Here is a 22859-nt window from a genome sequence, read left to right on the forward strand (position 1 = left end):
ATAGCGGGCAAGCGCGCTACTGAAGGTTGGGCGTTAAGAACAGTTGGATCACGCCCAAACCGCCACTCATCCCCTCCTAACATAAATAATTCACACCCCCTATTGAGAGATGTCATTCCTAGTTGTACGATGACTTACGACATCGGCTCAGGTCTGATGATCCATTCATACAATTAGCTTCCCAGGGTGTTCGAATAATGAATCCACAAGAACTGAAGTCCATCCTCTCCCACGGTCTGCTGTCCTTCCCGGTAACCGACTTCAATGCCCAAGGCGATTTCCACCGCGCGGGCTACATCAAGCGTTTGGAGTGGCTGGCCCCGTACGGCGCTTCGGCACTGTTCGCGGCGGGCGGTACAGGTGAGTTCTTCTCCCTGACCGGCCGCGAATACTCCGAAATCATCAAGACTGCCGTCGACACTTGTGAAAAGACCGTGCCGATTCTGGCGGGCGTGGGTGGTCCGACTCGCCAGGCCATCGAGATGGCTCAGGAAGCCGAACGTCTGGGTGCCAAGGGCCTGCTGCTGTTGCCGCACTACCTGACCGAAGCCAGCCAGGACGGCGTTGCCGCCCACGTTGAAGCGGTCTGCAAATCGGTCAAGATCGGCGTGGTCGTCTACAACCGCAACGTTTGCCGCCTGACCCCGGCCCTGCTGGAACAACTGGCCGAGCGTTGCCCGAACCTGATCGGCTACAAGGATGGCCTAGGCGATATCGAGCTGATGGTTTCGATTCGTCGCCGTCTGGGCGATCGCTTCTCCTACCTGGGTGGTCTGCCAACCGCTGAAGTCTACGCCGCAGCCTACAAGGCGCTGGGCGTACCGGTTTACTCCTCGGCGGTCTTCAACTTCGTACCGAAGCTGGCGATGGACTTCTACCACGCGATCGCCAAAGACGATCACGCCACCGTCGGCAAGCTGATCGACGACTTCTTTCTGCCCTACCTGGACATCCGTAACCGCAAAGCCGGCTATGCCGTCAGCATCGTTAAAGCGGGCGCGAAGATCGCTGGCTACGACGCAGGCCCGGTTCGCGCGCCACTGACCGACCTGACTGCAGAAGAGTTCGAAATGCTTGCTGCACTGATGGACAAGCAAGGTCAGCAGTAACCGCCGACCTGCCGCAAAGCCGCTGAGAGATCAGCGGTTTTTTTGCGGTGGGGCTTTGTTCTTCTGCAGGTTGGCAAGCGTCATCATTTTCCGTTTCAAGCAATTCGCCCTGGCAAGGCTGCCGGCGCGTGAGTTTTACCCCAGGCGTCACAGCGACAAATGCTTCAATCGCATCTGAATTTAGGGGCAGAGGCGAGCAGCACACACACATAAAGATCGTTTAACCCGCGCAAAAAAATAATTAGTGGGAGTTTTCGAACATGCAAAAAACCAAGCCGACCCACGTCCGCTATTTGATTTTGCTCATGCTGTTTCTGGTGACCACGATCAACTATGCCGACCGTGCAACCATCGCCATCGCTGGCTCCAGTCTACAAAAAAGCCTTGGCATCGACGCCGTCACCCTCGGTTATATCTTCTCCGCCTTCGGCTGGGCCTACGTGGCCGGTCAGATCCCAGGCGGCTGGCTGCTCGATCGCTTCGGTTCGAAGAAGATCTATGCACTGAGCATCTTTACCTGGTCGCTGTTCACCGTGCTGCAAGGCTATGTCGGTGAGTTCGGCCTCTCTACCGCCATCGTCGCGCTGTTCATGCTGCGCTTTCTGGTGGGCTTGGCTGAAGCGCCTTCCTTCCCCGGCAACGCGCGCATCGTCGCCGCCTGGTTCCCGACCTCCGAGCGCGGTACTGCCTCGGCGATCTTCAACTCCGCGCAATACTTCGCCACCGTTCTGTTCGCCCCGATCATGGGCTGGATCGTCTTCACCTACGGCTGGCAGCATGTGTTCGTGGTCATGGGTGGCGTCGGCGTCGTGTTTTCGCTGATCTGGCTGAAGATCATCCACAGCCCGCGCAACCATCCGATGATCAATAAGGCCGAACTTGATCACATCGCCAATAACGGCGGCATGGTCGACATGGACCAGGACAAGGGCAAAGGCTCTGCGGGCGGCCCGAAATGGGACTACGTCCGTCAATTGCTGACCAATCGCATGATGCTTGGCATCTATCTGGCCCAGTACTGCATCAACGGCATCACCTATTTCTTCTTGACCTGGTTCCCGGTGTACCTGGTGCAAGAACGCGGCATGACCATCCTCAAGGCCGGTTTCATTGCCTCATTGCCCGCCATCTGCGGCTTCGTTGGCGGCGTGTTGGGCGGCGTCATATCCGACTACCTGCTGCGTCGCGGCCACTCGCTGACCTTCTCGCGCAAAGCGCCGATTATTGGCGGTCTGCTGCTGTCGACCTCCATCGTCACCTGCAACTACGTCGACATCGAATGGATAGTGGTGGGCTTCATGGCACTGGCCTTCTTCGGCAAAGGCGTGGGCGCGCTTGGCTGGGCCGTAATGTCCGACGCGTCGCCGAAGCAAATCGCCGGTTTGAGCGGTGCTTTGTTCAACATGTTCGGTAACATCGCCTCGATCACTACCCCGATTGTCATCGGCTACATCATCAGCTCCACCGGCTCGTTCAAATGGGCGCTGGTGTTCGTCGGCGCCAACGCGCTGGTAGCGGTGATCAGCTACGTATTCATCGTAGGCGAGATCAAACGAGTGGAGTTGAAAGACACCCCAACGCAGGGTGATTTGCGGGCCAGGGAAGTCGGCGAAGTTTCTCAAGCCAAGACCTGAGCTCAAGCGAAAACTGAGGAAAAACCGTGATGAACTTGATTCAACATGCCGACTCGCCACGTTACATCCGCCTGCATGAGCGCGATAACGTTGTCGTCGTGGTCAATGACCAGGGCGTACCGGCGGGAACAGAGTTCGACAATGGTCTGGTGACCATCGATAACGTGCCGCAGAGCCACAAGGTCAACACCGTGGATATCCCCGAAGGTGGGGCGGTGATTCGTTACGGGCAGACCATCGGGTATGCCCTGCAACCGATTCCCCGCGGTAGTTGGGTCAAGGAAGATCAATTGCGTATGCCAAGCGCTCCGCCGCTGGACAGCCTGCCGCTGTCCACCGAAGTGCCGGGCAAGGGCGAGCCGCTGGAAGGCTTCACCTTCGAGGGTTATCGCAACGCCGACGGCACGGTCGGTACGCGCAACATCCTCGGCATCACCACCACCGTGCAGTGCGTCACCGGCGTGCTGGATTTTGCGGTCAAGCGGATTCGCGAAGAGCTGCTGCCCAAATACCCGAATGTCGATGACGTTGTGGCAATTACCCACACTTACGGCTGCGGCGTCGCCATTACGGCCAAGGATGCGTACATCCCCATCCGCACCGTGCGCAATCTGGCGCGCAACCCGAACCTGGGCGGCGAAGCGCTGGTGATCAGTCTGGGCTGCGAGAAATTGCAAGCCGGGCAGGTGATGCACGAAGACGATCCGTCGGTAGACCTGAGCGACCCTTGGCTGTACCGGCTGCAGGATTCCAGCCACGGCTTCAACGAAATGATCGAGCAGATCATGGAACTGGCCGAAGCCCGTCTGAAGAAACTCGATCAACGTCGTCGCGAAACCGTGCCGGCGTCCGAGCTGATTCTGGGCATGCAATGCGGCGGCAGCGATGCGTTTTCCGGCATCACCGCCAACCCTGCATTGGGCTATGCGTCGGACCTGTTGCTGCGCGCAGGCGCGACGGTGATGTTTTCCGAAGTCACCGAAGTGCGCGATGCGATCTACCTGCTGACCTCCCGCGCCGAGACCACGCAAGTGGCCGAGGAACTGGTGCGCGAGATGGACTGGTATGACCGCTATCTGGCCAAGGGCGAAGCAGACCGCAGCGCCAACACCACGCCTGGCAACAAGAAGGGCGGGTTGTCGAACATTGTCGAAAAGTCCCTGGGTTCGATCGTCAAATCCGGCAACAGCGCGATCAACGGGGTGCTGGGCCCTGGCGAGCGGGTCAATCGCAAAGGGCTGATCTTCTGCGCGACGCCGGCCAGCGATTTCGTTTGTGGCACGTTGCAGCTCGCGGCCGGGATGAACCTGCATGTGTTCACCACCGGTCGCGGCACGCCTTACGGGCTGGCAATGTCACCAGTGGTCAAAGTCTCGACCCGGACCGAGCTGGCGCACCGCTGGCCGGACCTGATCGATATTGATGCCGGACGCATCGCTACCGGTCGCGCCAGCATCGAGGACCTGGGTTGGGAGCTTTTCCATTTCTATCTCGATGTCGCCAGCGGCAAAAAGAAGACCTGGACCGAGCATTATCGTTTGCACAACGACATCACCCTGTTCAATCCGGCGCCGATTACGTAACCCGGACGACGTTGTGAACACCCTCCTGTAGGAGCGTGTTTGTACGCGATGGCGGCGTGTCAGCATTCGATATGTTGACCGACGAAACGCCATCGCCGGCAAGCGCTCCGACAGGGTTTTGGGCGACTCCACTGGTCACTTGTACGCCCAGCCCCTGAACTTCATCCCGCCCTGACCTATCCTTATTGAGTGTTTATCGAGAAGCCGTCTACCCCGGCGGTTTGCCTGCAATACAAGGAGACGTTCATGCGCGCACTGACTTATCACGGCGCCCACGATGTGCGAGTGGAAACCGTTGCCGACCCCATCATTCAGGACGCCGATGATGTGCTGCTCAAGGTCACCGCCACCGCTATCTGCGGCTCGGACCTGCACCTGTATCGCGGCAAGATCCCGGCCACCGAGCACGGCGATATTTTCGGTCATGAATTCATGGGCATCGTCGAAGAAGTCGGGCCAGAGGTGACTGCAGTCAAACCGGGCGATCGAGTGGTGATTCCTTTCGTGATTGCCTGCGGCAGCTGTTTCTTCTGTCAGATGGACGCCTTTGCCGCTTGCGAATCCACCAATACCGGTCGCGGGGCGATTTTGAATAAAAAGTCGATCGCGCCGGGTGCGGCGTTGTTTGGCTACAGCCATCTGTACGGGGGCGTGCCAGGTGGGCAGGCGGAATATGTACGCGTGCCGAAGGGCAACGTCGGGCCATTCAAAGTGCCGGGCACCCTGGCGGACGAGAAGGTGTTGTTCCTCTCGGACATCCTGCCTACCGCCTGGCAAGCAGTGCTCAACGCAGGGGTCAAGGCCGGCTCGAGCGTCGCGATCTATGGCGCAGGGCCTGTAGGACTTTTAAGTGCGGCCTGCGCGAAAATGCTGGGCGCCGAGAAGATCTTCATGGTCGACCATCACGCCTATCGTCTGGCATACGCGCAATTCACCTATAGCGTGGTGCCGATCAATTTCGATGAAGATGACGACCCGGCTGACACCATCATTCGTCAGACCTCGGGTATGCGCGGCGTTGACGCAGTGATCGATGCGGTGGGTTTCGAAGCCAAGGGCAGCACCACCGAAACCATCCTGGCGTCGCTCAAGCTTGAAGGCAGCAGCGGCAAGGCCTTGCGCCAATGCATCGCGGCGGTGCGACGCGGTGGAACGGTCAGCGTGCCGGGCGTGTATGCGGGGTTCATTCACGGCTTCCTGTTTGGCGACGCATTCGACAAGGGCCTGACTTTCAAGATGGGCCAGACCCACGTGCACCGTTATCTGCCCGAACTGTTAAGCCTGATCGAAGAGGGCAAACTGGCTCCGGAGGCGATCATTACCCACAGGCTTTCCCTCGAAGAAGCGGCCGATGGCTACCGGATTTTCGACAAGCGCGAAGAGGATTGCCGAAAGATCATCCTCACGCCGGGGTTCGATAGTCGGGTGGATGCGTCGGCCAATGATGCGCACTTGTAGAGCATCGCAACATCGGTAGGAGCGCGCTTGCCCGCGAATGCGTCGTGTCAGCCAACGCATCGGATTCAGACGCATCGGTATCGCGGGCGAACGCGCTGCTACAGGGGGAGCCTCATGAATACGCCGCCGAATGATGCGGATAATCCACTAGCCGCGAGCCGATGACCATTTCACTGATCCAGTCGGTCAGCAATTTCGTGTAGGCGTGCTGACTGGTGTCGGTACTCAGCCCGTGATCGGCGCCGTCCAGCAAACGATAAGTCAGCGAATGCGCCAGGTCGAATGCCGTGCGATAACTCATCAGCGTGGCATGGGGCACATAGTCGTCCTGCTCGGACTCGACCAGCAACACATCCCCCTGAAAATCCTTGCACGCCGCCAACGCGCGGTTATCGGCAGCTGTCACGGCCGAGCGCCTGTAGTGCGCCAGTTTGTCCCGGTCCAGCGCCTGCTTGGGCATGTCCCAGTCGGCGTCCCAGTACAGTGCAGGCACCCTCAACGCCAGCCAGCGTACCGGCCGTATGCCACTCAAGATCGTCGCCAGATAGCCACCGTAACTGCTGCCGATCACCGCGATCGCGTTGTTATCCACAGCCGGATGGCTCGCCAGCCTGTCGTACGCGGCGAGCAAGTCCTCCATGCTGTGTTCGCGGGAGACCGAGGCGCGCATTTCGTGGGTTCGCTCATGGCCGCGCAAATCAAAGGTCAGGCACACACAGCCCAAGCCGGTAATATTCTTCGCCCGCGCCAGGTCACGCTGCTGACTGCCGCCCCAACCATGAACGAAGAGGATGCCGGGCATTTTCGAGCCGGGGGCGAGGATGGTGCCGGAGATGGTTTCATCGCTGACGTTAATGTCGATGGTTTCACTGCGTACCGTCATAAGGCTGGACCTGTGTGAATTTGCTGATAAGGCCGACCTCTGGATCGTCGCCCTCATAGAGAACATGGGCGTCGGCGGGCAGAGTGGTCGGCCCGTAGATTTCATGGCTGGAAGCGCCGATGCGTTGCAGCAGGGGATCGGCGGCGAATGCCATCAACGCTTCGACCTCGGCGGGGCTGGCGCCACCGATTCGCCAGGACTGCTCCAGCACGCCGGAACGAACCTGGCCGCGAGCGTTGGTGCCGTGAGCGATATCGTAGTTTCGTCGCGACGCCAGGAAATTCGGAAAGCAGGCCAGCGCGGCCTTTTCGTAGCTCATGGCCTGAGTCACCGAGCGTCGCACGTCATCGTCAAGCTCGAGCTTGAGCAGTTCATCGTAGTCACCGCGCACCAGCCACAGCGACGAGCCGCCGTAAACGATCTCGCCATCGTTGTCCTCGGTCAGGCTCTGCGTGCCGTGGTAACTGACCACAATGCCAGCGACCTGGATCTGGCCGACGCTGTAGGTGATGACATCCTGCAAATCCTCCTCCAGCACCAGACCCCATTGTTCGACCTCGGCCATGTTCTGCTGCGCAAGAGCCTTATCCAGTTCGCGTTCCGACGCGACCACAACTTGACCGCGGCCTGCGGTCGCCAACACGGGTTTGACCCGAACAGGGCCATCCTTGAGCAACTGCGAACCCGCGCGCTTGGCATCATCTACATTGAATACGCTGAAGCCCTTCAACACCGCGTCGGCGGCGCTTTCGAAAAAGCGCTCCGACCAACCTGCGGGTTTGGCTGTCGCGCCTTTGAGGAGGGGGTGAGAAATGGCCTTGGTTGCCATGAAGGGGTAATCGATCAGCCCGCCGAAGAAATCGTCGACGCTGCGAACATTCAGCTGTTCGCCTGCCTGCTTGCCGATCAGAGTGTCGGATGGAATGTAATACAGGGCATGCCCCATGTGCAGCGCCGGATCATAGGCGCCGACGAACTCTGCTCCCAGTAAGCTGGCGATTTTTTCGGCCAGAACCTGCTGCACCACCGTCTCATGGATTGCCAGTTTCTTGTGGGTAGCCAGCAGAACGACTTCAGACTTTGCAAAGCTGCGTGATCCGCTCATGGGCTAACTCCCTGTGCAATGCGCGGCGACCTTGCGTAGCGGCGCGGCTTGTCGGTGATGGCGATTTTGAATCCATCACCACCGGCAAGCCGGATTGCTACAACGGGAAGGTGGACGGTCGATTGGCTCTCTCATGCCGCCTTGCGAATCGCACTGATCAACTCCTGCTTGCTCATGGTGGAGCGGCCAGAGATGTTCAGTCCGCGTGCCCGTTGCATCAGATCGACCTTGGTCTGCGCATCCAGCGACTGCCCGCCCTTATTGCGTGGCGCGCCGTGTTTGGTGGCGGCGGCGCGCTTGGCCGAGTCCTTACGGTCGTGGGACTTGGCGCTCGCAGGCTTTTTGGTGCCCGAGCCACCTTTTTTCTCACCGCCGCCGGACTGCTTATTGACGGTCGCCCAGGCGCGGGATTCGGCCTCGCCCTTGGACACGCCCTTGGACTCGTAACTGTCTTCGATATGCGCCGCTTTTTTCTTTTGCTCGGCGGTGTACTTGTCTTTGTTTTGAGTGGGCATTTTCAGTCTCCCGATTGCATGCTCAATGAGCCCCGCCTCGCGGGGCTTATCAGGTAAGAAGAGTGCAAATCGGCGTAGTTCCTCGTTGGCTGATCAGTGGTCAGCGGTCTGGCTTGAGGCTTTGCGGGTTTCGTCGGCTTCGCATTCGGGAAAGGGCTGGGTGTGATCGGCCGCTTCCTTGTCCCCCATGGCCTTGTATTTCTTGCGCAGGTCGTGCAGCTCTTTCTGATCCAGGTTGTCCAGACTGAGCACGGCGTTCTGCGCATCCTTGGTTACGCGCAACAATTCGTCGATCTTGATGTGCAACTGGTCGGTATCGCGGTTCTGGGTGTTCTGGATCAGAAACACCATAAGGAAGGTGATGATGGTAGTAGAGGTATTGATGATCAGCTGCCAGGTGTCGTTGTAATGGAACATTGGACCCGTTGCGGCCCACGCGCAAATCAACAGAATCGCGACCAGAAAGGTCCGGGGGCTGCCGGTCCATTTCGACAGCGCTTGTGCGAATTTGGAGAATTTCATTGCCGGTGTCCTTAGCTATCGGGGGTAGATATGCAAGGGACCGCTGGGAGTGGTCGAAATTTCTTTTTACAAAATTAATTCTGGCGGATGGCGTTTTAATTCCAGCCGAAGACTTCACAGGCGTTTTCGCTGCTGACCTGCGCCAGTCGCTCGGCAGATACGTTCATCAGGCCAGCCAGCGCTGCGCAGATCTGCGGCAGATGTTCCGGGCTATTGCGCTGGCCGGGAAACATCGCAGGGGCCATATCGGGCGAATCGGTTTCCAGCACCACGCTGCTCAGTGGCAGCTCGGCGAGCACCCGGTGCATGCGCAGCGCCTGGGGCCAGGTCGCTGCCCCGCCGAGCCCTAGCTTGAATCCCAACTTGATGTACTCCTTGGCCTCTTCGCGACTACCCGCGAACGCATGAACGATCCCCCTTCGCTTGAGCTTGAAACGCTTGAGCGTGGCGATGGTGTCGGCGTGGCTGCGACGGACATGGAGCAGGACAGGAAGATTGAAGTCGGCGGCCATCTGCAACTGGCTGTCGAACAGCGCTTGCTGCTGCATCCTGTCCAGCGACTCAACGTAATAATCCAGGCCGATTTCGCCCACCGCACACAGCTTGGGATGACCCGCCAGCCGGGCAAGCTGCTCGCGCAAATCGTGCATGTGTTCAAGAAGATGTTCATCCAGATAAATCGGGTGCAGGCCCAGCGCGGCGTAAACGGAGGGCTCGCTGAGCGCCAGATCCCACACCCGTTGCAGATTGCGCTGATAGACCCCCAGCACCACGATCCGTTCTACTTGCAGCGCTCGACAATGACTGAGCACGACTTGGCGATCGACGTCGAAATCATCGAAATCCAGATGCGTATGGGTGTCGATCAACGTCACGTTCAAGCCTCGTGAATGCGCTTTTTGAAGGTGCGCACGATGGCGTTGACACCGGGTTCGTATTGGTCCTGCTCAACGGCCGAAAGCGCCAGGGCCAGGGCTTTCTCGGCGATCAGCTGATGCTGCTGAGCCATGGCATTGACCGGCAGCGGCAGGAAATCGAGCAGTTGTGTGTCGCCGAACGTGCCCAGGTGCAGCTGGTCCGGGTTCAAGCCGCGGGCATGCAGCAGGTCGAACACACCCTGCAACAAGACATAGGAGGTGGTGATCAACGCATCGGGGAAGTAGCCCAGCCGATCGAGCATTTCACCGGCGATGCGCAGCCCGCATTCACGGCTGAAGGATTCACCGTGCTCGACGATGACCGAGCCTTTGAAGTCGTTCAATGCATCTTCGAAACCGCTGGCACGGGCCTTACTCACGCTAAGCTCAGGACGGGCGCCGATCAGCGCGATATGCCGTGGCCGGATTTCCAGCAGGCTGCGGGTCAGTTGCTGGCTGGCATCGTGGTCGTCGCTGACCACCGAGCAAAAGTGCGTCGGGTCCATCTCGCGATCGATGGCGATGACCGGAACACCGTGCTTTTGCAGCTCGCGATAGCTGTCATCGCTGGCGGGCAGGCAACTGGCGACAAACAGTGCATCACAGCGACGGGCGCGGAACAGCTGCAACAACTGCAACTCGCTGATGGGATCATCGTCGGAGCTGGCAATGAGCAACTGATAACCGCGGGCGCGGGCGCCTTGTTCGAGCTGCTTGGCGATGCGCGCGTAACTGGGGTTTTCCAGGTCTGGCAGGATGAAGCCCAGTGTGCGGGTGTGCCGACTGCGCAGGCCGGCGGCTTGCGGGTTCGGCCGAAAACCATGGGCCTCGACCACTGCACGCACGCGCTCGACCGTCGCGTTGCTGATGCGCTGTTGTTCGGCCTTGCCGTTGATCACGTAGCTGGCAGTGGTAACGGATACACCGGCCAAACGCGCAATATCACTGAGTTTCAAGCGGACGTTCCTTTTATTTTTGGCTCGGAGGGACTGCGGGCGAGATTTTCACCGATTCATGGACATCATTACAGCAGACCCTTGTCACTTTGGGTTTTTCGGACGCTTCCTGAATCAATCGACCGGCAGTGCTTCAATCGGCCAACAATATCGAGTAACGTGCCCGCCGATCTAGATTAAACGATTCAGCAGACCATTTTATTGCTGCTGTCTAGCCAAAATGGTGGTCTGACATCAAACGTTGGTACTGCAGCCTTGGCCACTTACAGCCTTACAACAAGAATCAGGAGAAAGCGATGCTCGAGCTGACCGTTGAGCAAATTTGCATGGACCAATCGGCTGTGGATAAACCCGCCGCGCTGCAATTGCTCGCCGACATGCTGGTGACTGACGGTTTGGTGGCCCCCGGTTATCTGCAAGGCCTGCAGGCCCGCGAGCAGCAGGGCTCGACCTTTCTGGGGCAGGGCATCGCGATTCCCCACGGTACGCCGCAAACCCGCGATCAGGTGTATGCCACCGGCGTGCGCTTGATGCAGTTTCCGCAGGGCGTGGATTGGGGCGATGGGCAGATGGTGTATCTGGCCATCGGTATTGCGGCCAAGTCCGACGAACACCTGCGCCTCTTGCAGCTGCTGACCCGCGCCCTCGGCGAGGCCGATCTGGGCCTGGCATTGCGGCAGGCGAACACCCCCGAGGCGCTGCTCAAGTTGCTACAAGGCGCGCCGCAAGAGTTGGCGCTGGACGCGCAGATGATCAGCCTCGGCGCGTCGGTCGATGATTTCGAAGAGCTGGTCTGGCGTGGCGCGCGCTTGCTGCGCCGCGCCGAATGCGTGAACAACGGTTTTGCCGCTGTACTGCAACAGGTCGAGCCGCTGCCGCTGGGCGATGGGCTGTGGTGGCTGCACAGCGAGCAGATGGTCAATAAACCGGGCCTGGCATTCGTCACCCCGGATAAACCGATGCGCCATCTGGGGCAGCCGCTCAACGGCCTGTTCTGCCTCGCCAGTCTGGGTGAATCCCATGAAGCGCTGCTCGAGCGTCTGTGCGCGCTGCTGATCGAGGGGCGTGGCCAGGAGCTTGGGCAGGCCACCAGCAGCCGCGCCGTATTGCAGGCGTTGGGGGGTGACGTGCCGCCTGACTGGCCGAGCGAACGTGTCCCGCTCGGCAACGCCCACGGGCTGCATGCGCGTCCCGCAAAAGTCTTGGCGCAACTGGCGAAGAATTTCGAAGGCGAAGTCCGCGTGCGCATCGTCGATAGCGCCGAAAACCCCGTGTCGGTCAAAAGTCTGAGCAAGCTGCTGAGCCTGGGCGTGCGGCGTGGTCAGGTGCTGGAATTCATTGCCGAGCCGACCGTCGCCAGTGACGTCTTGCCCGCGCTCGTCGCGGCTGTGCTCGATGGTCTGGGCGAAGAGATCGAACCACTGCCGACCGAAGCGGCGCCAACACCCATTGCCGCGGCCGTGGAAAGACATTTGAGTGCGCCCGCTGCCGGCTCGCAGATCCAGGCCGTACCTGCCGCGCCTGGGATCGCCACTGGCCCCGCCCATGTCCACGTGCTGCCGGTGTTCGACTATCCGTTGCTGGGCGAGTCCCATCACGCCGAGCACGAGCGTCTGCAGGGGGCGCTGGCACAGGTGCGCGAGGACATCGAGGGGCTGATCCAGCGCAGCACGGCCAAGGCCATTCGCGAGATTTTCATCACCCATCAGGAAATGCTCGACGATCCCGAGCTCGTCGACGAGGTGGTGCTGCGCCTCAAGCAAGGCGAGAGCGCCGCCGCCGCGTGGGCGCATGTGATCGACACCGCCGCCCGGCAACAGGAGCAACTCAAGGACGCACTGCTGGCGGAGCGCGCCGCGGACCTGCGTGACATCGGTCGTCGCGTGCTGGCGCATATCTGCGGCGTCGACGACCTGGTCGAGCCGACAGAACCCTACATTCTGGTGATGGATGAAGTCGGCCCCTCCGACGTCGCGCGGCTCGACCCCGTGCGCGTGGCCGGGATTCTCACCGCTCGCGGCGGCGCGACGGCCCACAGCGCTATCGTTGCGCGGGCGCTGGGTATTCCGGCGCTGGTGGGGGCCGGTGATGCGGTGCTGTTGATCAAGTCCGGCACTGTGTTGTTGATCGATGGTCAGCGCGGCCGACTCGATGTCGCGCCGGACGAGCCGACCCTGCAACGCGCCTTGCTCGATCGCGATACACGCGAGCATCGCCTGAAAGCGGCTGCTGCCTTGCGCATGGAGCCGGCGATTACCAGGGACGGCCACGCGGTCGAGGTGTTCGCCAACATCGGCGACAGCGCCGGGACCCCGGCAGCGGTCGAGCAGGGCGCTGAAGGCATCGGCCTGTTGCGCACCGAATTGCTGTTCATGGCGCACAGTTCGGCTCCTGACGAAAACACGCAAGAGGCCGAATACCGCCGCGTGCTGGATGACCTTCAAGGCCGCCCGCTGGTGGTGCGAACCCTCGATGTGGGCGGCGATAAACCCCTGCCGTACTGGCCGATCGACAAGGAGGAAAACCCTTTCCTCGGCGTGCGCGGCATTCGCCTGACCCTGCAACGTCCCGAGGTGATGGAGAGCCAATTGCGCGCGTTGCTGCGTGCGGCGGACAACCGGCCGTTGCGGATCATGTTTCCCATGGTCGGCACCGTCGAAGAATGGCGTCTGGCGCGGGACATGACCGAGCGCCTGCGTGCGGAAATCCCGGTCGCCGACCTGCAACTGGGGATCATGATCGAAGTGCCGTCAGCGGCGTTGCTGGCGCCGGTGCTGGCTAAAGAGGTGGACTTCTTCAGTGTCGGCACCAACGACCTGACGCAATACACCCTGGCCATCGACCGTGGTCATCCGACTTTGTCGGCCCAGGCCGATGGCTTGCACCCGGCGGTTCTGCAACTGATCGACATCACCGTGCGCGCCGCCCATGCCCACGGCAAATGGGTTGGTGTTTGCGGCGAGTTGGCGGCCGACCCTTTGGCTGTGCCGGTGCTGGTGGGGTTGGATGTGGATGAATTGAGCGTCGCGGCGCGCAGTGTGGGTGAAGTCAAAGCCTGCGTGCGCGAATTGAATGTGGTCGGTGCTCGACAGCTCGCGCAAGCCGCGCTGGCTGTGGGAAGCGCCGCTGAAGTGCGTGCCCTCGTGGAGGGGCTGTAATGGCGAAAATTCTGACATTGACCACCAACCCGGCGCTGGACCTGACCGTGCAGTTGGGGCCGTTGCACGTAGGGCAGGTCAACCGCAGCGAAGCGATGCTCAGCCATGCGGCAGGCAAGGGCATCAACGTTGCCCAGGTGCTGGCGGATCTTGGGCATACCCTGACCGTGGCGGGCTTTCTCGGCGTCGATAATCAGAAGCCGTTCGAGTCGTTGTTCGCCAAGCGCGGCTTTATCGATGAGTTCGTCCGCGTGCCAGGGGAGACCCGCAGCAACATCAAGCTGGCGGAAAGCAGTGGTCGCATCACTGATCTGAACGGCCCCGGTCCTCAGGTCAGCCTCCAGGCGCAGCAGGCGCTGGCGACCCGCATCGAACAGATCGCTGGCGACTTCGATGCCGTGATCGTGGCGGGCAGCTTGCCCCGCGGGGTCGATGCGCAATGGCTCAAGACGCTGCTGCAACGATTCGACGCCATGGGCCTGAAGGTCGCGCTGGACACCAGTGGCGAAGCCCTGCGCGCTGGCCTTGAAGCCTCGCCCTGGCTGATCAAACCCAACACCGAAGAATTGGCCGATGCGCTGAATGCGCCGATCATTTCCATCGCCGCTCAAGCGCAGGCCGCCGCGAACCTGCGTCAGCGTGGGATCGAGCATGTAGTGATCTCCCAAGGTTCGGAAGGCGTGCATTGGTTCAGCGCCGACGTGGCGTTGCAGGCACTGCCACCCAAGGTCAGCGTGGCAAGCACGGTAGGCGCGGGGGATTCGTTATTGGCGGGGATGGTTCACGGTCTGCTCAGCGGGCACACACCCGAGCAGACCCTGCGCACGGCCACCGCGATTGCCGCCATGGCGGTGACCCAGATTGGCTTTGGCATCAATGACACTGTGCAACTCAAACGGCTGGAAGGCGGCGTCAATGTACGCCCCATGACCCAATAGCGCCGACCGAACAAGAAGAGAGGAAGTGTGATGAAGTTAGCCATTGTCACGGCATGCCCGAACGGCAAGATCAGCAGTGTCCTCAGCGCCCGCTTGCTCGATGCGGCGGCGCAGCGTCAGGGTTGGGCCACCAGCGTCGAAGTGCATGACCCGCGTGATCCGCAAAAGCAGCTTTCTGCCCAAGACATCGCCAGCGCCGACTGGGTGCTGGTGGTCAATACCGGGCCGCTGGATCTGACGCGGTTCTCGGGCAAGCGTCTGTATCAGGCGACACCTTCCCGGGCGTTGCAGGATATCGACGGTTTCATGCGTTCGGCGAACGAACTGGCGAAACCTTATGTGGCCAGTGAAAGCGTAGCACCGGCCCCCGACGCAATCGTCGCCAAGGCTCCCCGTCTGGTGGCGGTGACCGCCTGCCCGACGGGCGTTGCGCACACCTTCATGGCCGCAGAAGCGATCCAGCAGGCGGCGAAAAAACTCGGCTATGACTTGCACGTGGAAACCCAAGGCTCGGTCGGCGCGCGCAACCCGCTCAGTGCCCAGGCCATTGCCGATGCCGATGTGGTGTTGCTGGCCGCCGATATCGAGGTTGCCACCGAGCGTTTCGCCGGTAAGCGTATCTATCGCTGCGGCACCGGGATTGCCCTCAAGCAGTCCGAAACGACGCTGAGGAAAGCCTTGGCTGAAGCTGAGGTCGAGTCTGCTGCAACGGCCCCCAACGCCCCGGCGAACAAAGAGAAGACCGGCGTTTACAAACACCTGCTCACTGGCGTGTCGTTCATGCTGCCGATGGTGGTGGCAGGCGGGCTGCTGATCGCGCTGTCGTTCGTGTTCGGCATCAACGCGGCGAAGGACAATCCGGGTTCGCTGGCCGCCGCATTGATGCAGATTGGAGGCGATGCAGCATTCAAATTGATGGTGCCGTTGCTGGCCGGTTACATCGCTTATTCAATCGCTGATCGGCCGGGGCTCGCGCCGGGGATGATCGGCGGGCTGTTGGCCAGCACATTGGGCGCGGGGTTTATCGGCGGTATCGTCGCGGGCTTTCTCGCCGGCTACAGCGCGGCTGCGATCAATCGCTACGCGAAGTTGCCGGCCAGTGTCGAGGCGCTGAAACCGATTCTCATCATTCCGCTGCTGGCGAGTCTGTTCACGGGTCTGGTGATGATCTACGTGGTCGGCAAGCCGGTGGCCGGGATGCTCGAAGGGCTGACCCACTTCCTCGACAGCATGGGCACCACCAACGCGATTCTGTTGGGCGTGCTGCTCGGGGCGATGATGTGCGTGGATCTCGGCGGGCCGATCAACAAGGCGTCCTATGCGTTCTCGGTGGGGTTGCTGGCGTCGCAGAGTTACGCGCCGATGGCGGCGACCATGGCGGCGGGGATGGTGCCGCCTATCGGCATGGGCATCGCCGCGATGATCGCTCGCCGCAAGTTCGCCCAAAGCGAACGCGAAGCGGGCAAGGCAGCGTTCGTGCTGGGCCTGTGCTTCATCTCCGAAGGCGCGATCCCGTTTGCCGCGAAAGACCCGCTGCGCGTGATCCCCGCCAGCATCGTAGGCGGCGCACTGACCGGCGCCTTGTCGATGTTCTTCGGCTGCAAACTCATGGCGCCTCACGGCGGGCTGTTCGTGTTGCTCATCCCGAACGCCATCAACCACGCGTTGTTGTACCTGTTGGCAATCGTCGTCGGCAGTGTGGTGACCGGAGTGTTGTATGCGCTGTTGAAGCGACCTGAGGCGGTCGAGCTGGATGCGGTACCAGCAGGGGCTTGATTCGACAGGCGCTCAGTACCCTCTGGGAGCGCGCTTGTTCACGAAGGAGCCTGTGCATACATGAAAGATGCAGGGTCCGGAATTCCACCTTCGTGAGCAAGTTCACTCCCACACAAGCTGTGTGAAAACCTCAGCCTCAATGACTGGTTAAAAAAATGAACTGCCAATTGCGCTGCTACGTAAATTCCAAGTCCGCACACCGGCCGATCTTTTCAGAATTTACATAGGAACGCGCAGTTCAATCGTTCGTCGGCGTTTTCACACAGTCTGCGCAGGTCCTGTGTTCACCTGCCTTTGTCACATTCCCCCAACAATCCGTTGGTAGTTTTCCTTCTTTGGCATTCGCTTGAGGGGGAATAAAAATGACTCAGTTCGACCTGACACGCCGCCGCATCATTCAGGCCGCTGGCGCCGGATTGCTCTTGCCGGGCCTTGCGCCTGCGGTCATCGCCTCGGTCAAGGATCGCCCGAAAATGACCGACGGCGTGCAGTCCGGCGACCTGCTAGGGGATCGCGCGATGGTCTGGAGCCGCAGCGATCGGCCTTCGCGCATGGTGGTGGAATGGGACACTCGCAGCATGTTCAGCAATCCGCGCCGCACGGTTTCGCTGCTCGCCGATCAACGCACGGACTTCACCGCGCGCGTCGAACTGACCGGGCTGCCCAGCGATCAGGCCATCTTCTACCGGGTGTTCTTCGAAGATGCGCAAACCGGTGTTGCCAGCGAGCCCTGGTTTGGCCATCTGCGCAGCGTGCCGCAAACCCGTCGTGATATCCGCTTCGTCTGGAGTGGCGACACGGTCGGGCAGGGCTTCGGCATCAATCCGGACATTGGCGGCATGCGCATCTACGAAGCCATGCGTCTGCGTCTGCCGGATTTCTTCGTCCATAGCGGCGACACCATTTACGCTGACGGCCCAGTGCCGGCCGAAGTGGTCACCGAAGGCGGCCGCATCTGGCGCAACATCACCACCGAAGAGAAGAGCAAAGTCGCCGAAACCCTCGACGAATACCGCGGCGCCTATCGCTACAACCTGATGGACGAGAACCTGCGCCGCTTCAACGCCGAGGTCCCGCAGATCTGGCAGTGGGACGACCATGAAGTGAGTAACAACTGGTCGCCCGGCAAGCAGCTGGACGAGCGCTACAAGGTCAAAGACATCCAGCTGTTGGCCTCCCGTGGGCGCCAGGCGTTTCTGGAATACGCGCCGATGCGCTTGCAGAGCGCGGACAATGGCGGTCGGGTGTATCGCAAACTCGGCTACGGGCCGATGCTGGATGTGTTCGTGCTCGACATGCGCAGCTATCGCGATGGCAACGATGCCAACCTGGCCGACAAGCCGGGGCCGACCACGGCGTTTCTCGGGCGTGAACAGCTGGATTGGCTCAAGCGTGAATTGCGGGCGTCGGACGCGCAGTGGAAGGTCATCGCTGCGGATATGCCGATCAGCCTTGGCGTTCCCGATGGTGAAATCAGCCCAGGGGTGATGCGCTGGGAGGCCATCGCCAATACCGACAATGGCGCGCCGAAAGGCCGTGAGCTGGAAGTCGCTGAGTTACTCGGGTTCCTGCGTCAGCACAAGGTTCGCGACACGGTATGGCTGACCGCCGACGTGCATTACTGCGCCGCCCATCACTATCATCCGGATCAGGCGGTTTTCCAGGATTTCGACCCGTTCTGGGAGTTCGTTGCAGGGCCTTTGAATGCGGGCAGCTTCGGTCCCAACACGCTGGACAAGACCTTCGGCCCGGAACTGGTATTCCAGAAAGCCCCGCCTGCACAGAACACCTCGCCCTTTGCCGGGTTTCAGTTTTTTGGTGAGGTGAATATCGATGGCCAGAGCGGCGAAATGACGGTGACCCTGCGGGATCTGGACGGAGTTTCGGTGTTTGAGAAGAAGCTGGTGCCGTCGGATCATACCGCGTGATCCTGTAGGAGCTTGTCCGCGAATACGGTTGGTCAGTCAACAAATCCGTCGCCGACCTACCGCCATCGCGGGCAAGCGCGCTCCTACAAGGCCGATACTCCGACGGTTGTACGATAACTACGCAATTCCCGATAACACTTAGCCCGCCGCTGGCCTATCATTAGCCACCTAACGACGGCTCAGGGTTTGGCGTGCATGCTGGCAATTTTTTGGGAAACCCTGAACATCACCGCACCGGTGTTCGCCATGTTATTTCTGGGTGTGGTGCTCAAACGTGTCGGCTGGATCAACGACAGCTTCATTCACACCGCATCCTCGCTGGTGTTCAATTGCACCATGCCCGCGCTGCTGTTCCTGGGCATCATCCATGCCGACCTGCATGCGGCGCTGCAACCGGCGGTGCTGATCTACTTCATCATTGCCACGCTGGTGGGCTTTGCGCTGGTCTGGGGCTGGGCGATCTATCGCGTGCCTTTCGTCGAGCGCGGCATCTATGTCCAGGGCGCATTTCGCGGCAATAACGGGGTCATCGGGCTGGCGCTGGCGGCGAGCATGTACGGCGACTACGGCATTTCGCTCGGTGCGATCCTCGCCGCGCTGGTAATCCTGTTCTACAACACCCTCTCGACCATCGTGCTGGCGGTCTACAGCCCGGTGATCAAGTCCGACCCGTGGAGCATCTGCAAAAGCGTGGTGGCCAACCCCTTGATCATCAGCATCGTCGCGGCCACTCCGTTCGCCTACTTCGGCATCGGTCTGCCGAAATGGCTCGACACGTCCGGCAGCTATCTGGCGCAGATGACCCTGCCGCTGGCCTTGATGTGCATTGGCGGCACGCTGTCGTTGAAGTCCTTGCGAGAAAGTGGCGGGCTGGCAATCAGCGCGAGCATGATGAAGATGGTCTGGTTGCCTCTGGTCTGCACCCTGGGCGCGTGGTTGCTGGGCTTTCGTCACGCCGAACTGGGCATCCTGTTCCTGTACTTCGGCGCGCCCACCGCATCGGCCAGCTTCGTCATGGCCCGCGCCGCCGAAGGGAATCACGAGCTGGCGGCGTCGATCATCGTCATGACCACGCTGGCAGCGGCAGTGACCACCAATATCGGGATTTTCATTCTGCAGTGGGGCGGGTGGATTTAGAGCGTGGCATCACACCAACTGTAGGAGCGCGCTTGCCCGCGAATGCGTAGTGTCAGTCAGCGTATGCATATCTGATACACCGATTTCGCGGGCAAGCGTGCTCCCACAGGGAAAAGGTTCCTCATAAGGTTTGGCGAACCAAGGCGCTCTCAATGCTGCCTGCGCCAAGCCCTTACCGTACTGATCAAAACCCCCGCCCCCAATACCGGCAACGCATAGTGAATCATCAGCCGTTCCAGCCGCTCCGCCAGGGGCATGCCGGTGGTGAACGAGACGATGTGCAGTGCGTACACCGCGTACAGCCCTAATAACAGCAACCCCTCCAGCCGGGTAATTCGATACCCCGAATAGAACAGCGGCAGACACAACACTGCGACGCCGAGCATCACCGGCAGGTCGAAGTCCAGCGCGTTGGGTGAGATCGACAGCGGCCCCGAGGCGATCAGCGATGTGATCCCGAGCACCCCCAGCAGATTGAACAGGTTGCTGCCGATGATGTTGCCCACAGCGATATCCCGTTCCCCGCGCAGGGCGGCGATCAGCGAGGTCATCAAGGCGGGGAGGGAGGTGGCGCCCGCGATCACGGTCAGCCCGATCACGCGTTCCGACAGCCCCAGATCCTGCGCGATCACCACCGCTGCAGCGACCAGAAGATGGCTGCCGAAAATCAACAGCGCCAATCCACAGACCATCAACGCCAAACGAGCGAGAATGGGCCAGGCCTTACGCCGCGGGGTTTCAGCATTGGCGCTGAAGTGCCGCGCGCCATGAGCGAACTGCCGCACCACGACAGCCAGATAGCAGGCCATGGCGATCAGCAGAATCACCCCGTCCAGCACACTCAACACGCCATTCCAGGCCAGTCCGGCCACCAGCGCGGTAGCGCCGATCATCAACGGCAGGTCGACGCGCACCAGTTGCCTTGCCACGCGCAGAGGGATGATCAGCGCCGAGAGGCCGAGGGTCACCAGAATATTGAAGATATTGCTGCCGATGACGCTGCCCACGGCGATGTCAGTGCTGTCGGTCAATGCCGCCTGCAGACCGACGGCCATCTGTGGCGCGCTGCTGCCAAGGGCGACGACCGTCAGCCCGAGAAACAGCGGGCGGGTTTTCAGTAGGATAGCCAGGGCCACGGCGGCACGCACCGACAGTTCGGCACCGATGATCATCAGCAACAGACCACCGATCAGCTCGATCAGCGTGGGCAGTGGAAGGGTCGATAAGGCGAGAATTCAGGGCACCTTTGGATCGGTCAGGATCAGTCGTCGAGAGCTTGCACCCGCACTTGGGCGGTTCCGCTGCGCAGCATACCCAATTGCTCGGCGGCTGCACGGGATACGTCGATCAATCGTCCGCGCGTATGCGGGCCGCGATCGTTGATACGGACGATGACCTCGCGATCATTGTCCAGGTTGGTGACTTGCACGCGGGTGCCGAAAGGCAGTTGGCGATGGGCGGCAGTCAGGGATCCCTGGTCGAAGCGTTCGCCGCTGGCGGTGCGCGTGCCCTGATGGCGCGAGCCGTAATACGAGGCCCCGCCGGTGGCGTTGTAACCGTGTGGATCGATGATGCCTTCGCTGGCGCAACCGGCCAGCAGGGAGAGTAGGGCGCAAGCGCCGAGGAGCCGCCGCATGGGTTGCAGTCCTTTGAGTCGGTAGAACATCACCTGTGGGAGCGCGCTTGCCCGCGGCTGCAATTGCGCTGACAACTCATCGTTGTCCGACGCAACGCATCGCGGGCAGGCGCGCTTCTACAGGTTCGGCGAGGCTATTAACCTTCCAGCTTGCGCTTCAACAATTCGTTGACCTGCCCTGGGTTGGCCTTGCCTCTGGACGCTTTCATGGCCTGCCCGACGAAGAAGCCGAACATCTTGCCGCGCTTGGCTTCATCGGCCGCGCGGTACTGTTCGACCTGTTCGGCATTGGCCGCCAGCATGTCGTCGAGAATCGACTCGATGGCGCCGCTGTCAGTCACTTGCTTGAGGCCGCGTTGCTCAATGATTTCATCCGCGCTGCCAATACCGATCTCTACGCATTCTCCAGCAAGCATTGCCTCCAAAATCTCTTTAGCGATTTTGCCAGAAATAGTCTTATCAACGATTCGCAACAGCATGCCGCCCAGTTGCTCTGCAGAGATAGGAGGCTTGGTCATATCTGAGTTGGTTTTGTTCAGCAACGAACCCAGCTCAACCATGACCCAGTTGGCCGCCAGCTTGGCATCGCCCACGATACCCACAACCTGCTCAAAGTACTCTGCTTGTTCGCGGCTGGAAGCCAGGACGCTGGCATCGTAAAGCGACAAGCCGAATTGCGACTGGAAGCGCTCGCGTTTCTGCGGCGGCAATTCCGGCAGGGTGGCGCGGGTTTGCTCCAGGAACGAATCCTCGATGATCACCGGCAGCAGGTCAGGGTCGGGGAAGTAACGGTAGTCGTTGGCTTCTTCCTTGCTGCGCATGGCGCGGGTTTCGTTGGTGTTCGGGTCGTACAGGCGCGTCTGCTGAATGACTTTGCCACCGTCTTCGATCAGGTCGATCTGACGCTGGATCTCGCTGTTGATCGCCTTCTCGATGAAACGGAACGAGTTGACGTTCTTGATCTCGCAGCGGGTGCCGAACTCGACCTGGCCTTTGGGGCGAATAGACACGTTGCAGTCGCAACGCAGCGAGCCTTCGGCCATGTTGCCGTCGCAGATGCCCAGGTAGCGCACGAGCGCGTGCATGGCCTTGACGTAGGCGACCGCTTCCTTGGCCGAACGCATGTCCGGTTCGGAAACGATTTCGAGCAATGGTGTGCCGGCGCGGTTCAGGTCGATGCCGGTCATGCCGCTGTAGTCTTCGTGCAGGCTCTTGCCGGCGTCTTCCTCAAGGTGAGCACGAGTCACGCCAATACGCTTGATGGTGCCGTCTTCCAGGGTGATGTCCAGGTGGCCCTTGCCAACGATCGGCAACTCCATCTGGCTGATCTGGTAGCCCTTGGGCAGGTCGGGGTAGAAGTAGTTCTTGCGAGCGAACACGTTGTGCTGGCCGATCTCGGCGTCGATGGCCAGGCCGAATTTGACCGCCATCTGCACGGCTTCCTTATTCAGCACCGGCAGCGTACCGGGCATGCCGAGGTCTACGAGGCTGGCCTGAGTGTTGGGCTCGGAGCCGAACGTGGTGGCGCTACCGGAGAAAATCTTCGATTGGGTGGTGAGCTGAGTGTGAATCTCCAGCCCGATGACGACTTCCCATTGCATGTG

18 protein-coding genes are annotated in these 22859 nt (G+C 60.7%); 9 read left to right on the forward strand and 9 right to left on the reverse strand.

The window, feature by feature from the left end:
- The first annotated feature begins 197 nt into the window (after positions 1-197).
- From kdgD to CE491_RS07935, 4 genes are all read left to right on the forward strand, one after another.
- Positions 198-1109 carry a 5-dehydro-4-deoxyglucarate dehydratase gene (kdgD, locus tag CE491_RS07920; protein ID WP_110947796.1) on the forward strand — a complete coding sequence of 304 codons (912 nt, stop codon included), beginning with the start codon at positions 198-200 and terminating at the stop codon, positions 1107-1109.
- A 260-nt stretch (positions 1110-1369) separates the two neighbouring features.
- Positions 1370-2743, forward strand: coding sequence for an MFS transporter (locus CE491_RS07925; RefSeq protein WP_110947797.1), 1374 nt, complete (start codon positions 1370-1372; stop codon positions 2741-2743).
- A gap of 29 nt (positions 2744-2772) precedes the next feature.
- On the forward strand, positions 2773-4326 hold the full coding sequence (garD, locus tag CE491_RS07930; protein ID WP_110947798.1) for a galactarate dehydratase: 1554 nt from the start codon (positions 2773-2775) through the stop codon (positions 4324-4326).
- A 246-nt stretch (positions 4327-4572) separates the two neighbouring features.
- A complete protein-coding gene (locus CE491_RS07935; RefSeq protein WP_110947799.1) occupies positions 4573-5784 on the forward strand; it encodes a zinc-dependent alcohol dehydrogenase in 1212 nt (403 codons plus the stop codon).
- Positions 5785-5896: 112 nt separating this feature from the next.
- On the opposite strand, the gene CE491_RS07940 is transcribed toward CE491_RS07935, so the two are convergent.
- From CE491_RS07940 to cra, 6 genes are all read right to left on the reverse strand, one after another.
- On the reverse strand, positions 5897-6667 hold the full coding sequence (locus tag CE491_RS07940) for an alpha/beta hydrolase family protein (protein ID WP_110947800.1): 771 nt from the start codon (positions 6665-6667) through the stop codon (positions 5897-5899).
- A complete protein-coding gene (locus CE491_RS07945; RefSeq protein ID WP_110947801.1) occupies positions 6651-7772 on the reverse strand; it encodes a DUF3182 family protein in 1122 nt (373 codons plus the stop codon). The genes CE491_RS07940 and CE491_RS07945 overlap by 17 nt, the downstream gene beginning before the upstream one ends.
- 131 nt (positions 7773-7903) lie before the next feature.
- Positions 7904-8287 carry a Rho termination factor N-terminal domain-containing protein gene (locus CE491_RS07950; protein ID WP_110947802.1) on the reverse strand — a complete coding sequence of 128 codons (384 nt, stop codon included), beginning with the start codon at positions 8285-8287 and terminating at the stop codon, positions 7904-7906.
- Between the two features lie 93 nt (positions 8288-8380).
- Positions 8381-8809: a low affinity iron permease family protein gene (locus tag CE491_RS07955; protein ID WP_110947803.1), complete on the reverse strand. Its 429-nt coding sequence runs from the start codon at positions 8807-8809 to the stop codon at positions 8381-8383.
- 95 nt (positions 8810-8904) lie between these two features.
- Complete coding sequence (locus CE491_RS07960; protein WP_110947804.1) at positions 8905-9690, reverse strand: TatD family hydrolase; 786 nt, start codon at positions 9688-9690, stop codon at positions 8905-8907.
- Positions 9687-10682, reverse strand: a complete 996-nt coding sequence (cra, locus tag CE491_RS07965; RefSeq protein WP_110947805.1) for a catabolite repressor/activator — start codon at positions 10680-10682, stop codon at positions 9687-9689. Before cra ends, CE491_RS07960 begins: the two co-directional genes overlap by 4 nt.
- 296 nt (positions 10683-10978) lie before the next feature.
- Here cra and ptsP point away from each other — a divergent pair, with 296 nt between their 5' ends.
- The 5 genes from ptsP to CE491_RS07990 all read left to right on the forward strand — a co-directional run bounded on the left by ptsP (position 10979) and on the right by CE491_RS07990 (position 19619).
- Positions 10979-13840: a phosphoenolpyruvate--protein phosphotransferase gene (gene ptsP, locus CE491_RS07970; RefSeq protein ID WP_110947806.1), complete on the forward strand. Its 2862-nt coding sequence runs from the start codon at positions 10979-10981 to the stop codon at positions 13838-13840.
- Positions 13840-14778 carry a 1-phosphofructokinase gene (gene pfkB / locus CE491_RS07975; RefSeq protein ID WP_110947807.1) on the forward strand — a complete coding sequence of 313 codons (939 nt, stop codon included), beginning with the start codon at positions 13840-13842 and terminating at the stop codon, positions 14776-14778. The genes ptsP and pfkB overlap by 1 nt, the downstream gene beginning before the upstream one ends.
- A 30-nt stretch (positions 14779-14808) precedes the next feature.
- Positions 14809-16554: a PTS fructose-like transporter subunit IIB gene (locus tag CE491_RS07980; protein ID WP_110947808.1), complete on the forward strand. Its 1746-nt coding sequence runs from the start codon at positions 14809-14811 to the stop codon at positions 16552-16554.
- A gap of 362 nt (positions 16555-16916) precedes the next feature.
- The gene (locus CE491_RS07985) at positions 16917-18482 is read left to right on the forward strand and encodes an alkaline phosphatase D family protein (protein ID WP_110947809.1); all 1566 of its coding nucleotides are present in this window, start codon (positions 16917-16919) and stop codon (positions 18480-18482) included.
- 195 nt (positions 18483-18677) lie between these two features.
- Positions 18678-19619 carry an AEC family transporter gene (locus tag CE491_RS07990; protein ID WP_110947810.1) on the forward strand — a complete coding sequence of 314 codons (942 nt, stop codon included), beginning with the start codon at positions 18678-18680 and terminating at the stop codon, positions 19617-19619.
- Positions 19620-19768: 149 nt separating this feature from the next.
- Here the strand turns inward: CE491_RS07990 and CE491_RS07995 are convergent, their stop codons facing one another.
- The 3 genes from CE491_RS07995 to gatB form a co-directional block, all read right to left on the reverse strand.
- The gene (locus CE491_RS07995; protein WP_110947811.1) at positions 19769-20821 is read right to left on the reverse strand and encodes a calcium/sodium antiporter; all 1053 of its coding nucleotides are present in this window, start codon (positions 20819-20821) and stop codon (positions 19769-19771) included.
- Positions 20822-20880: 59 nt separating this feature from the next.
- Positions 20881-21255: a septal ring lytic transglycosylase RlpA family protein gene (locus CE491_RS08000; RefSeq protein ID WP_110947812.1), complete on the reverse strand. Its 375-nt coding sequence runs from the start codon at positions 21253-21255 to the stop codon at positions 20881-20883.
- 137 nt (positions 21256-21392) lie between these two features.
- A complete protein-coding gene (gene gatB / locus CE491_RS08005; protein ID WP_110947813.1) occupies positions 21393-22856 on the reverse strand; it encodes an Asp-tRNA(Asn)/Glu-tRNA(Gln) amidotransferase subunit GatB in 1464 nt (487 codons plus the stop codon).
- Positions 22857-22859 lie beyond the last annotated feature (3 nt).

It is taken from the genome of Pseudomonas bohemica, assembly GCF_002934685.1.
GTDB lineage: Bacteria > Pseudomonadota > Gammaproteobacteria > Pseudomonadales > Pseudomonadaceae > Aquipseudomonas > Aquipseudomonas bohemica.

What these genes read in the sequence shown, in the direction of transcription:
- CE491_RS07935 (WP_110947799.1), top strand. Translation starts at nt 4,573, where the DNA reads ATGCGCGCACTGACTTATCACGGCGCCCACGATGTGCGAGTGGAAACC.
- CE491_RS07955 (WP_110947803.1), bottom strand. Translation starts at nt 8,809, where the DNA reads ATGAAATTCTCCAAATTCGCACAAGCGCTGTCGAAATGGACCGGCAGC.
- CE491_RS07985 (WP_110947809.1), top strand. Translation starts at nt 16,917, where the DNA reads ATGACTCAGTTCGACCTGACACGCCGCCGCATCATTCAGGCCGCTGGC.
- CE491_RS07940 (WP_110947800.1), bottom strand. Translation starts at nt 6,667, where the DNA reads ATGACGGTACGCAGTGAAACCATCGACATTAACGTCAGCGATGAAACC.
- CE491_RS07980 (WP_110947808.1), top strand. Translation starts at nt 14,809, where the DNA reads ATGAAGTTAGCCATTGTCACGGCATGCCCGAACGGCAAGATCAGCAGT.
- CE491_RS08000 (WP_110947812.1), bottom strand. Translation starts at nt 21,255, where the DNA reads ATGCGGCGGCTCCTCGGCGCTTGCGCCCTACTCTCCCTGCTGGCCGGT.
- gatB (WP_110947813.1), bottom strand. Translation starts at nt 22,856, where the DNA reads ATGCAATGGGAAGTCGTCATCGGGCTGGAGATTCACACTCAGCTCACC.
- CE491_RS07925 (WP_110947797.1), top strand. Translation starts at nt 1,370, where the DNA reads ATGCAAAAAACCAAGCCGACCCACGTCCGCTATTTGATTTTGCTCATG.
- pfkB (WP_110947807.1), top strand. Translation starts at nt 13,840, where the DNA reads ATGGCGAAAATTCTGACATTGACCACCAACCCGGCGCTGGACCTGACC.
- CE491_RS07945 (WP_110947801.1), bottom strand. Translation starts at nt 7,772, where the DNA reads ATGAGCGGATCACGCAGCTTTGCAAAGTCTGAAGTCGTTCTGCTGGCT.
- CE491_RS07950 (WP_110947802.1), bottom strand. Translation starts at nt 8,287, where the DNA reads ATGCCCACTCAAAACAAAGACAAGTACACCGCCGAGCAAAAGAAAAAA.
- garD (WP_110947798.1), top strand. Translation starts at nt 2,773, where the DNA reads ATGAACTTGATTCAACATGCCGACTCGCCACGTTACATCCGCCTGCAT.
- ptsP (WP_110947806.1), top strand. Translation starts at nt 10,979, where the DNA reads ATGCTCGAGCTGACCGTTGAGCAAATTTGCATGGACCAATCGGCTGTG.
- CE491_RS07990 (WP_110947810.1), top strand. Translation starts at nt 18,678, where the DNA reads ATGCTGGCAATTTTTTGGGAAACCCTGAACATCACCGCACCGGTGTTC.
- kdgD (WP_110947796.1), top strand. Translation starts at nt 198, where the DNA reads ATGAATCCACAAGAACTGAAGTCCATCCTCTCCCACGGTCTGCTGTCC.